The organism is Jannaschia sp. S6380, from assembly GCF_023015695.1.
Classification (GTDB): Bacteria; Pseudomonadota; Alphaproteobacteria; order Rhodobacterales; family Rhodobacteraceae; genus Jannaschia.
Map to the genome: position 1 here is coordinate 322,619 of NZ_JALKAS010000001.1, position 12,091 is coordinate 334,709.

Genomic DNA, 12,091 nt, shown 5'->3' on the forward strand with positions numbered 1-12,091 from the left:
CATTCATGATCTGAGGCCTGCGGCTTGGATTTGCGCCTGCGTCACCAGCTTCGAAGCCAGCAATCCGTCAATCTGCCTGGCCGTTATGTGTTTGCACATCGGGCTGCGATCACTGATCCAGCAGGCCAGCCGCGCATGGTGATCGGCCGCCAATGCTGCCGCCTTTTCTCGGTCTTCTGCTTGTTTTTCAACATAGGCCTGCCAGCGCCGTGAGTGAAACCAGTTGTCGGAAAAGCAAACCTTGGAACGTGTGAAACCTGCGCTGTCGGTGGCATAAGCTTGGACGGCCAGCAGCAACTCCTCCGGAGCAATCCCTTCCTTCACGGCCTCTTCGATCTGGACAAGGCAGGCCGCTTTGTTGCGCAGTCGGTCGGGCGGATAGGCTGCCAAAATCGTCTCAGCCTCCCCCGCCTCGCGCCCGCGCGAAGGAGGTTCTTTCTTAGGTTCAATGGTAAGGTTCCTGTCCCGATTTGAGACTACCCCCGTCTCACCCTTGAGACTTTTCCCCCGCTTTTTTGAGACGTTTCCCCCCGTCTCATTTTGAGACGCAACTCCGTTTTGACCACTGCCCCCGTCCTTTGGACGTGCGCTCGGCCCAAGAGTAATATCGAGGTGCAACTCATACTGATTGGACCCCCGCCCGCCGTCACCATCGCCACGGGCATGGCGCGTGACAAGGCCGCATTCTTCCAAGGTAGTCATGTGCCGGAACAGCGTGGCGCGACCCATCTCGCATTCGTCCGCCAACCGCTGTGCGCTTGGGCTGCACTGTCCCGTTTCCTTGTTGTGAAAGTCTGCCAGCTGAATCAACACAATCTTGGCGGCAGGTTTCAGGCCTTTGACGTTCGCGGCCCAAATCAATGCCATGCCGCTCATGGATTTGGGCCTGCTAAAACGCGGGTATCAGGTTCACAACTCGTTCGACAAATGTCCTGATACTTTTTTGACCCTAAGCGACTGTTTTTGTGACGAAATACACTGGATTGCAAATCCGTGTACACCGGTTCGATTCCGGTACTCGCCTCCAGGGGTTCGGGCCATGCGTTTCTCGGCGGACGGCATCGGTTGCCGGGTGGGGAGGGGCCGATGAACATCCTGTTCGTCATGTATGACCAGCTGCGCTTCGACTACCTGTCCTGCGCCGGCCATCCGACGCTCCGCACGCCGAATTTCGATCGGGTCGCGGCGCAAGGAGTGCGGTTCGACCGGGCCTATGTGCAGTCGCCCGTCTGCTGCGCCAGCCGGATGAGCTTCTATACCGGGCGATACACCTCCAGTCATGGGGCGAGCTGGAACAACTACCCCCTGAAGGTCGGCGAACGCACGTTGGGCGATCATCTGCGCGACAACGGCATGCAGGCCTGGCTGATCGGCAAGACGCACATGGCGGTGGACGATGCCGGGATGGATCGGCTGGGTATTTCCCGCGACGGGGTGATCGGGGCCCGGGTCGCGGAATGCGGCTTCGACGTCTGGACGCGCGATGACGGCCTTTGGGGCAAGGGACCGGACGGGGCGTATGACCGCCGGCGTTCGCCCTACAACGCCTATCTGGCCGCGCGTGGATATCCGGGCGCAAACCCCTGGCACGATCACGCCAATGCCGGCGTCGAGGAGGGGCGGATCGCGTCGGGGTTCCTGATGCGACACGCGGGGCGTCCGGCGAACATCCACGAGCCCGACAGCGAGACGCCCTGGCTGACCGATCAGGCGATCGCCTTCGTCGACGCCCAGCCGACCGACGCGCCATGGCTGGCTCATCTCAGCTATATCAAGCCGCATTGGCCCTATATCGTGCCGGAACCCTATCATGCGCTTTATCGCGCCGAGGATGTCCTGCCGGCGGTTCGGGATCCGTCGGAACGGATCGACCCGCATCCCGTGTTCGACGCCTTCCAGTCCGGCACCGTCTCGGCCGCGTTTCATCGTGACGAGGTGCGCGAGACGGTCATTCCGGCCTATATGGGCCTGATCGCGCAATGCGACGATCAACTGGGGCGGCTTCTGGACCATCTGCAGCGGACAGACCGCACCCGGGACACGATGATCTTGCTGACCTCGGATCACGGCGACTATCTTGGCGATCACTGGATGGGCGAAAAGGATCTGTTCCACGACCCCTCCGTCCGCGTCCCGATGATCGTGCTTGACCCCCGCCCGGAGGCGGACGGCACCCGCGGCACGGTCTGCGATGCGCTGGTCGAGGCCATCGACCTGACCGCCGCGTTCATCGAGGTGGCCGGCGGCACCGTGCCCGAGCACGTCGTCGAGGGGCGCTCGCTGCTGCCGTTCCTGCACGGCCGCGAACCGGGCGATTGGCGCCAGGCCGCGATCAGCGAGTACGACTATTCCGGAACCGGACATGCCGAGACGCTGGGGCTGGCGCCACGCGATTGCCGGTTGTTCATGGTCGCGACCGAGCGGTGGAAGTTCATGCATGCCGAAGGAGGTTTTCGTCCCATGCTGTTCGACCTGCGCGCCGACCCGCAGGAGTTGAACGACCTCGGGGCCAGCGCGGACCATGCCGTCGTGATCGCGCAGATGTACGGCCACCTGCACCGCTGGGCGCGCCGCATGTCGCAGCGCACGACGATCTCGGACGCCGAGATCGCGGCCCGCCGCGGTGCGTCGGGGGGCAAGGGCATCCTGATCGGCGCCTGGTCCGAGGCGGACGTCGCCCCGGCGCATCTGTCGGACTATGTCGGCCCGGCGCCGGACTTGCCCGAGTAGGGCGTCAGACGGCCAGGAATACCGTCTCGCCCTCGCCCTGCAGATGAATGTCGAGGCGGTGGATATCCCAGTCGGGTCGGGCGATCATCGTGGCGGCGCGCGCCCCCGCGGCCGCCAGCACCGGATCGCCCGAATGGTCGTCGTCCGCAAAATAGAGCCGGGTGTGCAGCGCGCAGTTCAAGCCACGCGCGGCGATCCACAGCATTAGGTGCGGCGCCTGCGCGGGCAACGCGGCCGGTCTGATGGTGCGCAGACGCCATTCCCCGGTCGTCGGGTCGACCATTCGCCGTGCCCATCCCGCATGGCCCGATGCCCCGCCGAACCGACCGGCGGCATCCGCCTGCCAGACCTCAACCATGGCATCGGTCACCGCTTCGCCCGCGCCATCCAGGATCAGGCCGCCGACCTGCACGACCTCGCCCGGGGCATCGTCCGGAAAAGCGGCCGCCCCCAGGTCGCCAGCGCCCGGCCGAACGCCTGATGCGACCGGGGCGCAGCCGATATGCAGATAGGGGCCTGCCGTCTGCGAAGGTGTCTGCCGAAGCGTGGTCATGCGCCCTCCATCCGGTTCTCGAACGGCGTCTGGCGACGACCGCGCAGCACGATGTCGAACCGCCAGGCCCGCAGATCCATCGGAACGGTCGCGTCCATGTCCAGTCGCGCGGTCAGGCGTTCGACGGCGGCGGAGTCGGGCACGGCACCGACGATTGGACAGAGCGAGATGTGCGGATCGCCCTGAAAATACATCTGCGTGATCAGGCGCTGCGCGAACCCGTCCCCGAAGACCGAGAAGTGGATATGCGCCGGGCGCCAGTCATTGCCGCCGTTCGGCCAGGGATAGGGACCCGGCCGGATGGTGCGGAACGCAAAAGCGCCCTGCGCATCGGTCATGCAGCGACCGCAGCCGCCGAAATCGGGGTCGAGCGGTGCCAGGTATCCGTCGCGGGCATGTCGGTATCGGCCGGCCGCATTGGCTTGCCAGACTTCGATCAACGCACCCGCCACGGGGCGGGCCACCTCGTCCATAAGGTGGCCGTGCACTAGGATCCGCTCGCCCAAGGCGCTGTGGCCGGGGCGGGCGTGGTTCAGCATCAGGTCATCGTCCAGGGGGCCGATGACGTTCTGCCCGAAACGCGGCCCCGCGATCTCTCCGGGTCCATGTTCCATCGACAGGGGGGTGTGTAGCGGGGCGCGCAGGCGCGTGCTGCGATAGGTCGGCGTCAGGGCCGGTGGCTGGACGGCTGGGTCCGGCGGATTGAACGCGTGCGTCATTCCGCGTCCATCGACCGGAACGTCTCGCGCGCCACGCGCATCGCACGGTTCGCCGCAGGCACTCCGGCATAGATCGCAACATGCAGGATCAGTTCGCGGACGTCGTCGCGCGTGGCCCCCGTCCGGGCAGTCGCGCGGAGATGCATCGCCACCTCGTCCCAGTGGCCCTGGGCACACAGGATGGCCAGCGTCACGATCGATCGCTGCCGCGCGTCCCAGGTATCGCGTGACCAGACATGGCCCCATGCGGCTTCGGTGATCAGGTCCTGGAAGGGGGCGTCGAACGCATCGCGCGCGGCCTCGGCCCGGTCGACATGCGCGTCGCCGAGCACGCGGCGCCGCATCGCGCGCCCTTGCGCCTGTCTGTCCGGCCTGCTCATCCCGCCCACCTTTCGTCCATCGATATTCGCGCGCGGGTCCGGGTCAGGCAAGGGTGGACATCGCCAACCCCACCACCGCGAGCATCGAGGCGGCCATTCCGATATTGATCGCGCGCTGCGTCCCCGCGCCCAGATCCAGCCGGCCGAGCCATATGCCCGCGCCAAGCCATAGGAAGTGGAGCGGCAGCCATATCGCGTTCACGATCAGCAGCTTTATGGCCACCTCGGCCAAAGGCGCACCGGGCAGGAACGCAAAGCCCGAGAACAGCGCCGTGTTCACCGCATAGGCCTTCGGGTTGATCGCCTGCAGGGCCAATCCGTCGCGCAGGCCCGGTTCGCGTCGTGCCTCGATGAAGGCGATGCGCGATCCGGCCGTGGCGATGCGGAACGCGAGATAGAGGAGATAGCAGGTCGAAGCCACGAACAGCACCGTGCGGATCCGCGGGTCGGCCAGGACGACCGCGGCGAGGCCGGAAATGACGGCAAGCGCCACGATGTTGGTGCCCAGGAACAGGCCGGCGACATAGCGCGTGCCCGGACCAGCGCCGAACGCGCTGCCCACGCCGGCGGTCGACAGGACGCCCGGGCCAGGCGTGGCGATCAGGAAGAAGACGGCTGCGGCGAAGGTCAGCATCGCATCAGCCGCGCGCGGCGGGCGCGATTCGCTCGCGCCACCAGATGACGAGACCCGCGATCGCGATCACCAGCGCGCCCAGCACGGTCTGACCGTCGGGGACCGTGCCGAAGACCACGAGGCCGGTCAGGGTCATGTAGATCAGAAACGAATAGCTGAACGGCATCAGCACGCTGGCCGGCGCGTAGCCATGTGCCTGGCTGAAGAAGTGATGCCCCGACCATGCGAAGAACCCGACCGCGAACATCAGACCCCAGTCGAGCGCGGTCGCCGGCGCCTCCCACACCCAGAACATGAGCGGCGCCAGGGCGCAGGTTCCCACGAACCCGGCATAGAGCTGCATCGTCCGTGGCGCCGCGACGCCGGCCAACCGCCGCGTCATGATCGAGAACAGCGCCAGCGCCGTGGCCGACGCGACCGAGCAGAGCGCGGCCCAGTGAAACTCCGCCGCCCAGGGGCGCACGACGATCAGGACGCCCACGAAGCCTACGCAGATCGCACTCCACCGCCATCGCCCGACCGTCTCGCCCAGCAGTGGAACAGACAACGCCGAGACCAGGATCGGCGAGGAGAACATGATCGCCGCCGCCACCGTCAGGTCGAGATAGCGCAGCGCGATGAAGTTCCCGATGGTCGAGATCATCAGAAGCCCGCCCCGGCCGAGGATCACCGCCCAGAGCGGCCAGGGCGCCGTCCAGCCGGAATGGTCCCGCCCCAGCATCGGCCCCGTCGACAGCGCCAGGTGCACGCCGAAACGCATGAACGCCAGCTGCAGCGCCGGCAAGCCCGCCAGCGACAGCCACTTGACCGACGTGTCCGTCAGCGAGAACAGCGCATAGGCCGTCAACATCAGCACGATGCCGCGGCCCGGATTGTCCTCGCGCGGGCGGGCCAGGCGGCTGACGGGCGCGGGGGCGGCCATGTCAGCGGAAGCGATCGGCGAAGAAATCCACCATCGTCGGCACCAGATCGTCGCCCCGCCCGTCATCCACGGCCGTCCGCAGCGCCTCGTCGGCGCAGCCCGACATGATCGTTCCGGCGCCGATATCCCCCGCCATCTTGCGATAATAGCCGACATCCTTGGCCGCGTTCCGGATCGAGAAGGCCAGCTTCTCGGGGTCGCCATCGACAGCATAGGCCTTCACGAACTCCATCATCCCCGACCGCAGCGGCCCGGCGGCCATCACGTCGAACAGCGCCTGCCGCTCGACCCCGGCGCGGTCGGCCATGGCGAAGGCCTCGGACATGGCGCTGGCCGTGGTCATCGCGAAGAAGTTGTTGATCAGCTTGATCGTATGCCCCGCGCCGAGGTCGCCCAGGTGAAAGACGTTCTCGCCCAGGTCATCCAGAACGGGGCGCACCCGGTCGAAAGCGGCCCGGTCGCCGGCGGCCATGATGTTCAGCTGCCCCTCGCGCCCGTGGCTGGGCGTGCGCCCGAGGGGCGCGTCCAGATAGGCGGCGCCGGTCGCGGCGACCTCCGTGCCCAGGTCGCGGGTGGAGGCGGGCAGGGACGTACCGAAATCGATCGCGGTCTTGCCTTCCGAAAGGCCCGCCAGCACGCCTTCGGCCCCGCGCATCCGCCCCTCGACCTGCTCGGACGTTCCCATGCAGAGCATCACGATATCCGCGGCCTCCGCTGCCGCGCGCGCCGTCGGAACCTCTGTCGCGCCGCGGTCCGTGGCCGCCTCGACCCCGGTCCGGTCGCGATTGCCCAGGACCCAGAGGTCGTGCCCCCGGTCCAGCAGTCGCTGCACCATCGCCGAACCCATCAGGCCCAGGCCGATGAAACCGATCTTCGCCATTTTCCTATCCTTCCGTTGTCTCGAATGCCCGCCCACGCAGACCCTTCTGTACCTCGTAGATCGTCTTGCCGATCGGCGGCGCCGGCAGGGGGACGCGCACCGGCCAGTCCGCCATACGCGGCTGCCTCGACTGCCCGCACAGCATCCGGCTGTCGTAGTCGTCGAGGTCGGCGAACTTTGTCATCGATCCCTGGATCGGCCAGGCATCGGCGGCCATCATCTCGTAGAACAGGATCCGCCGCGACTTGGTGGACGTATTCAGCGCCGAGCCATGTACGATCCGTCCGTGATGGATCGAGATCGAGCCGGCCGGACCCATCAGCGGCATCGCATCCTTCATGTCGAACCCGTCGCGCGCCAGGTCCATCGCGCCGACGAAGAACCCATCGGAATGGTGGTCGTGGGTCGGGCCGCGGTGACTGCCGGGAAAGACCATCAGCGGCCCGTTCTCGGGCCCCATGTCGTCGAGGATGACGCCGATGGCCAGCACGTCATCGTTGGTATGCGGATAGAAGGCCATGTCCTGGTGCCATTCGACCGCCGCGCCGAAGCCTGCCGATTTCATGTTCAGCTTGGTCGTGTGCAGGCGCAGGTCCGGCCCGACCAGGTCGCGTGCGGGCGCCAGGATGGTGTCCGATGTCATCAGGTCGCGGAACACGTCGGAATGGGTGTGCGGCAGCTTGATGCGCCGGACGCGCGGATTTTCGGGCGTATGGCTGTCCTCGAGGTCCAGCCGTTCGTTGCCCTCGGTCAGGCTGGCGGCCTCGGCTTCGAACCGGGCGATCTCATCGTGCAGGTCGCGCAATTGTCGGGCGGACAGCCGCCGCTCCAGCACGAGATAGCCTTGTTCGTCGTAGAACGCCTTCTGGTCTTCGGTCAGGACTTCCATCGGGTCACCTCGGTTGCAGTTGATCGAGTTTGGGAAGGGTCGTCGCCGGATCGGGCGCGATGCCGGTATAGGCTTGGAAGGACTTCATCGCCATGAAGCGGAACAGGTCGAAGCCGGTCATGACGTCCAGGCCCCCGCGACGCGCGGCTTGCAGGAACGGCGTTTCGGTGGGGGTATAGACCGCGTCGAACGCCCAGCCCTGGGGGCCGATCAGGTCAGGGTCGAAGGCGGTGCCACCATTGGTCCCCATGCCCATAGGGGTGCAGTTGACCAGGCCGTCGGCCGCAAGGATCGCATCCGCTGCAGTCGCGGCGGGGATGGCGGTGGCACCGGTATCGGCAGCCAAGCGTTCGGCGGTGCGGGCGTCCCGATCCCAGACAAGAACGGAATCGGCGCCCAGCGCGATCAACGCCGGTACCACGGCCCGGGCAACCCCGCCCGCGCCCGCGACGGCCACTCGGCCAGGGGCGGCGTCCGTCCGTTGTGCCCAGGCCGACAGGAACCCTGAATAATCCGTGTTGTGCCCCGCGACCGGCGCGAAAGTCAGCGTGTTCGCCGCCCCCAGGGTGCGGATATCGGCAATCAGGGCGTCGCCCGCCCAATCGGCGGCATGCGTCTTCCAGGGATGCGTGACCGTCACGCCGGTCCAGCCGTCGAGCCGCAGCATGTCGACGGTCTCCTCGAAATCGAAGGCTTCGGACCCGGCGGTGTCGATGGGCGTGAAATCCAGCGTCAGGCCATGATCCGCGCACATGATGGCCAGCGCGCGGGCCAGGCGCGATGCACCGATATGCGTGCCGATCAGGCCGCAGCGAAGGGTCCTGGGGGCGCTGCCCCCGCCGCTCCGCGGCTCCCCCGAGGTATTTTCGGCAAGATGAGCGATCATGCCGCGATGTCCGCGCCGGCCTCGATCGCGAGGATCGCGGCCAGCGTCGCGCGGGCCGAAGCCGCATCGACCAGCGGCAGGGCGCGGCCCGCAATGACGTCGGCGAAATGGTCAAGCTGCCGGTGCAGGGGCGCGGCATCCCCGACCTCCGTTTCGGTCGGGTGCGGGCGGTCGTGCCACGTCTCGGCGCCGGACCAGACACGGAGCGACGGAAATTCGACCGCCCCGCGCGTGCAGGCGATCCGCAGGCAATCCTGCCCGCTTGCGGGAATATGCGGATTTTCGGCCGTACCTGCCTCGAAACCCCATGGGGTTGGCGTGGTATCGGCGTAGCAGATGGTGGCGACCGCGCCGCCCTCGAAACGGAGAACCACCCCGCCGGATTCGGGCCGCGCCACACGGCGTTCGGCGTTGGATGCGAGGCCATTCACGTCGGTCACCTCGCCCAACAGCCAGCGCAGCAGGTCGACATCGTGAATCAGGTTCTGCCTGATGGGTGCCCCGTCGATGCCGGCTCGCCATTCGACGTCGAAATAGGAGTCCGGTTTGCGCATCAGCCACATCAGGCTGGCCGCGACCGGTCGGCCGAGATGGCCCGATTGCAGGATCTCACGCAGCTTGGCCACGCGGGGATGATGTCTGCGGTGATGCCCCACCAGAACATGCACGCCCGCAGCGCGCGCCGCATCGATCATGGCGTCGGCCGCGTCCAGGCTGTCGGCGACCGGCTTTTCGACCAGGACATGCCAGCCCCGTTCCACCGCCGCGATCGTCAGAGGTGCGTGCGTCGCGGTCGGCGTGGCGATTACGATCCCGTCGGCGGCGACGTCGACCTGCGCCAGCGTGGCGAAGCCCGGTGCCTCCGGGTGCCTGCGCGCGGCGGGATCCGGGTCGACGATGCCCGCGAGGGTCAGTCCGGGATGCGCCTCGATATGCGCGAGGTGCCGTGCCCCGATCAGCCCCGTTCCGGCCAGCAGCAAGCGGATCACATCACCGCCCCGATCTGCCAGGGCACGAATTCGTAGTCGCCCAGGCCCTGTGCCTCGGATTTCGTCACCTCGCCCGACGCCACGCGCAGGAACATCTTGTAGATCTCGTGCCCCTTCGATTCCACCGTCGCGCGTCCGTCGAGGATGTCGCCGGCGTTGACGTCCATGTCCTCGGGCATGCGGTCGAACAGCCGCTGGTTCGTCGCGACCTTGATCGTCGGCGCAGGCTTAGAGCCGAAGGCCGATCCGCGCCCGGTGGTGAAGCATACGAGGTTGCAGCCCCCCGCGATCTGGCCGGTCACGCTGGCCGGGTCGTAGCCGGGGCTGTCCATGAAGGTGAACCCCTTGGCCGTGACCCGTTCAGCATATTTGTAGACACCGGTCAGCGGGGTCGTGCCCCCCTTGGCGGCGGCGCCCAGCGACTTTTCCAAGATGGTCGTCAGACCGCCCTTCTTGTTGCCGGGGCTGGGATTGTTATCCATCGAGCCGCGGTTGCGCGCGGTGTAATCCTCCCACCACTCGATCAGGCCGACCAACTTGTCGCCCGTGGCCCGATCGGCGACGCGCCGCGTCAGCAGATGTTCGGCGCCGTAGATCTCGGGCGTCTCGGCCAGTACGCCGGTTCCGCCCTGCGCCACCAGCAGGTCGCATGCATGGCCCAGCGCCGGGTTCGCGGTGATCCCCGACCAGGCATCCGACCCCCCGCATTGCAGCGCCACCGTCAGGTCGCCGGTCGGGCAGGGTTCGCGCCGCGCGGCATTCGCGACGGGCAGCATGGCGCGGACCTTCTCCACCCCCATCTCGACCGTCCGGCGCAGGCCGGCGACGTCCTGGATGTTCATGGCCTGGAACGTTGGCCCCTGCTTCAGGCCCCAGGCGTCGAGCAGCCAGTCGATCTGGTTCATCTCGCAACCCAGGCCAACCATCAGAACGGCGGCGTGATTGGGATGGCGCGCGTAGCCCCACATCACGCGTTGCAACGCCTCGAACCCGTCGCCATCGCCGGCCATGCCGCATCCGGTGCCGTGGACGAAAGCCACCACGCCGTCGACATTCGGATACGCCGCCAGCTCCTCCGGTCCGAAGGCGTCGGCGATGCGGCGCGCGGCCGTGGCCGAGCAGTTCACCGAGGTGACGATCGCCACGTAATTGCGCGTGCCCACCCCGCCATTCGCGCGGCGATAGCCCATGAACGTGTCGCCCGTAGCAGGGGGCAAGGGTCGCAGGTCGGTGCCGAAATCATAGTCGTGATCCGTCGCCGCGAAGGCGCAGTTCTGGACGTGGACGTGGTCGCCCGGCGCGATGTCGACGGAGGCGTAGCCGATGATCTGTCCGTATTTGCGGATCGGCGCGCCCGTCGCGATGGCGGCGGTGGCAATCTTGTGGCCCGACGGGATCATCATGCGCGTCGACACGCCATCGATGGTCGCACCCGCTTGCTGCGGACGGGCGGCGGTGACGACGTTGTCGGCCGGATGCAGTCGGATGACCTCACTCATGGGTGGCGTCCCCCTCTTTGCATGATCCGACGTGTCCGTCGGCCGGGTGGGCGCGGAAAGTCGCGAACTCCGGTTCCAGTCGATCCCCGGTCATGCGCAATGCGGACTGTCCGATGTCCAGCGGTGGATGGGCACATGCGGGCCGTCCGCGCAGGCGAGGCGCGCCGCATGCCACATCTCACGCACCTTCCGCCAATCGGGGGGCGGGCCGGGGCGCAGTTTGAAGTCGGGGAAATGCGACCGGCCCGTCGGTTGGCCCGTGGCCTGATAGCGCAGATCGAAGGACCAGCGGAACCCGTCGGTGCGGTTGGCAAGCGCGGCATGCGGCACCAGCGGGTGCAGCAGAACAACGCCACCGGCGCGGACTGGCAGGGGCACCGCGCGGTCCGGGCTCAAATGTTCGGGCGGGATCGCGGTCTGGTCCAACGGGCAATGGGGCAACATCGTCGGATCGCCGTCGAAAGGCTGCGCGACCAGGCAGCCGTTCTCCTCGGTGGCGTCGGTCATGGCGACCCAGACGGTGACGACATCGGTCTCGTCGGCCTCCGCATGGGCGACGCCGCGATCCTGGTGCCAGGCGGTGATCGTGGTGTGGATGGGTGCGCCCTCGGCCACGGTGGCCATGGGCGGCTTGATCCGCAGGTGCTGGATCGGGTTCGACGTGATGCCGGGGCCGATGACCGATTGGGCCAGGTCCAGCAGCGCGTCGCACCCGATCAGGGCATGGACAGCGGGGCCGTAATGGAAAGGCGTGTCCGCACGTATCCGGTCACCGGGCAGGGTTATGTCGAGCGACTGGAACCAGTCGTGACCGGCCAGATGGACGGCGCGCAGCGTCTCCAGGAACGACCCCCGCCATTCCAGACCGCGCGCGGCTGCGAAGGCACGGATCACGTCCGCATATTCCGCCTCGACCGCGTCGCGCAGGGGGCGGGGGACGATATCCTCCACCACCAGGCAACCGGTTCTGCGGTACGTCTCTTGCTGCGTCTTGCTCAGCATCTCGCGCC

At 67.2% G+C, this 12,091-nt stretch carries 13 protein-coding genes; 1 reads left to right on the plus strand and 12 read right to left on the minus strand.

Features of this window, described 5'->3' with window-relative positions; genetic code table 11:
- Nucleotides 1-3: 3 nt before the first annotated feature.
- Nucleotides 4-867, minus strand: coding sequence for a helix-turn-helix domain-containing protein (locus MWU52_RS01770; RefSeq protein WP_246948672.1), 864 nt, complete (start codon nt 865-867; stop codon nt 4-6).
- A 219-nt stretch (nt 868-1,086) separates the two neighbouring features.
- Here MWU52_RS01770 and MWU52_RS01775 point away from each other — a divergent pair, with 219 nt between their 5' ends.
- Complete coding sequence (locus MWU52_RS01775) at nt 1,087-2,730, plus strand: sulfatase-like hydrolase/transferase (RefSeq protein WP_246948674.1); 1,644 nt, start codon at nt 1,087-1,089, stop codon at nt 2,728-2,730.
- Between the two features lie 4 nt (nt 2,731-2,734).
- On the opposite strand, the gene pcaG is transcribed toward MWU52_RS01775, so the two are convergent.
- The 11 genes from pcaG to MWU52_RS01830 form a co-directional block, all read right to left on the minus strand.
- The gene (pcaG, locus tag MWU52_RS01780; protein ID WP_246948676.1) at nt 2,735-3,283 is read right to left on the minus strand and encodes a protocatechuate 3,4-dioxygenase subunit alpha; all 549 of its coding nucleotides are present in this window, start codon (nt 3,281-3,283) and stop codon (nt 2,735-2,737) included.
- The gene (gene pcaH / locus MWU52_RS01785; RefSeq protein ID WP_246948683.1) at nt 3,280-4,002 is read right to left on the minus strand and encodes a protocatechuate 3,4-dioxygenase subunit beta; all 723 of its coding nucleotides are present in this window, start codon (nt 4,000-4,002) and stop codon (nt 3,280-3,282) included. Before pcaH ends, pcaG begins: the two co-directional genes overlap by 4 nt.
- Complete coding sequence (pcaC, locus tag MWU52_RS01790) at nt 3,999-4,382, minus strand: 4-carboxymuconolactone decarboxylase (protein WP_281493882.1); 384 nt, start codon at nt 4,380-4,382, stop codon at nt 3,999-4,001. The genes pcaH and pcaC overlap by 4 nt, the downstream gene beginning before the upstream one ends.
- A 43-nt stretch (nt 4,383-4,425) precedes the next feature.
- Complete coding sequence (locus tag MWU52_RS01795; RefSeq protein ID WP_246948687.1) at nt 4,426-5,016, minus strand: LysE family transporter; 591 nt, start codon at nt 5,014-5,016, stop codon at nt 4,426-4,428.
- Nucleotides 5,017-5,020: 4 nt separating this feature from the next.
- Nucleotides 5,021-5,938, minus strand: coding sequence for a DMT family transporter (locus MWU52_RS01800; RefSeq protein WP_246948688.1), 918 nt, complete (start codon nt 5,936-5,938; stop codon nt 5,021-5,023).
- Nucleotide 5,939: 1 nt separating this feature from the next.
- The gene (locus tag MWU52_RS01805; protein WP_246948689.1) at nt 5,940-6,818 is read right to left on the minus strand and encodes an NAD(P)-dependent oxidoreductase; all 879 of its coding nucleotides are present in this window, start codon (nt 6,816-6,818) and stop codon (nt 5,940-5,942) included.
- 4 nt (nt 6,819-6,822) lie between these two features.
- Nucleotides 6,823-7,707: a phytanoyl-CoA dioxygenase family protein gene (locus MWU52_RS01810; RefSeq protein WP_246948690.1), complete on the minus strand. Its 885-nt coding sequence runs from the start codon at nt 7,705-7,707 to the stop codon at nt 6,823-6,825.
- A gap of 4 nt (nt 7,708-7,711) precedes the next feature.
- On the minus strand, nt 7,712-8,593 hold the full coding sequence (locus MWU52_RS01815; protein WP_246948691.1) for a shikimate dehydrogenase: 882 nt from the start codon (nt 8,591-8,593) through the stop codon (nt 7,712-7,714).
- A complete protein-coding gene (locus MWU52_RS01820; protein ID WP_246948696.1) occupies nt 8,590-9,582 on the minus strand; it encodes a Gfo/Idh/MocA family oxidoreductase in 993 nt (330 codons plus the stop codon). Before MWU52_RS01820 ends, MWU52_RS01815 begins: the two co-directional genes overlap by 4 nt.
- Nucleotides 9,579-11,081, minus strand: a complete 1,503-nt coding sequence (locus MWU52_RS01825) for an altronate dehydratase family protein (RefSeq protein WP_246948697.1) — start codon at nt 11,079-11,081, stop codon at nt 9,579-9,581. The genes MWU52_RS01820 and MWU52_RS01825 overlap by 4 nt, the downstream gene beginning before the upstream one ends.
- 90 nt (nt 11,082-11,171) lie before the next feature.
- Nucleotides 11,172-12,083 carry a phytanoyl-CoA dioxygenase family protein gene (locus tag MWU52_RS01830; RefSeq protein WP_246948699.1) on the minus strand — a complete coding sequence of 304 codons (912 nt, stop codon included), beginning with the start codon at nt 12,081-12,083 and terminating at the stop codon, nt 11,172-11,174.
- Between the last annotated feature and the right edge of the window lie 8 nt (nt 12,084-12,091).

Coding starts and splice junctions, on each gene's coding strand:
- pcaC (WP_281493882.1), bottom strand. CDS start 4,382: ATGAGCAGGCCGGACAGACAGGCGCAAGGGCGCGCGATGCGGCGCCGC.
- MWU52_RS01810 (WP_246948690.1), bottom strand. CDS start 7,707: ATGGAAGTCCTGACCGAAGACCAGAAGGCGTTCTACGACGAACAAGGC.
- MWU52_RS01830 (WP_246948699.1), bottom strand. CDS start 12,083: ATGCTGAGCAAGACGCAGCAAGAGACGTACCGCAGAACCGGTTGCCTG.
- MWU52_RS01805 (WP_246948689.1), bottom strand. CDS start 6,818: ATGGCGAAGATCGGTTTCATCGGCCTGGGCCTGATGGGTTCGGCGATG.
- MWU52_RS01800 (WP_246948688.1), bottom strand. CDS start 5,938: ATGGCCGCCCCCGCGCCCGTCAGCCGCCTGGCCCGCCCGCGCGAGGAC.
- pcaG (WP_246948676.1), bottom strand. CDS start 3,283: ATGACCACGCTTCGGCAGACACCTTCGCAGACGGCAGGCCCCTATCTG.
- pcaH (WP_246948683.1), bottom strand. CDS start 4,002: ATGACGCACGCGTTCAATCCGCCGGACCCAGCCGTCCAGCCACCGGCC.
- MWU52_RS01775 (WP_246948674.1), top strand. CDS start 1,087: ATGAACATCCTGTTCGTCATGTATGACCAGCTGCGCTTCGACTACCTG.
- MWU52_RS01795 (WP_246948687.1), bottom strand. CDS start 5,016: ATGCTGACCTTCGCCGCAGCCGTCTTCTTCCTGATCGCCACGCCTGGC.
- MWU52_RS01815 (WP_246948691.1), bottom strand. CDS start 8,593: ATGATCGCTCATCTTGCCGAAAATACCTCGGGGGAGCCGCGGAGCGGC.
- MWU52_RS01770 (WP_246948672.1), bottom strand. CDS start 867: ATGGCATTGATTTGGGCCGCGAACGTCAAAGGCCTGAAACCTGCCGCC.
- MWU52_RS01825 (WP_246948697.1), bottom strand. CDS start 11,081: ATGAGTGAGGTCATCCGACTGCATCCGGCCGACAACGTCGTCACCGCC.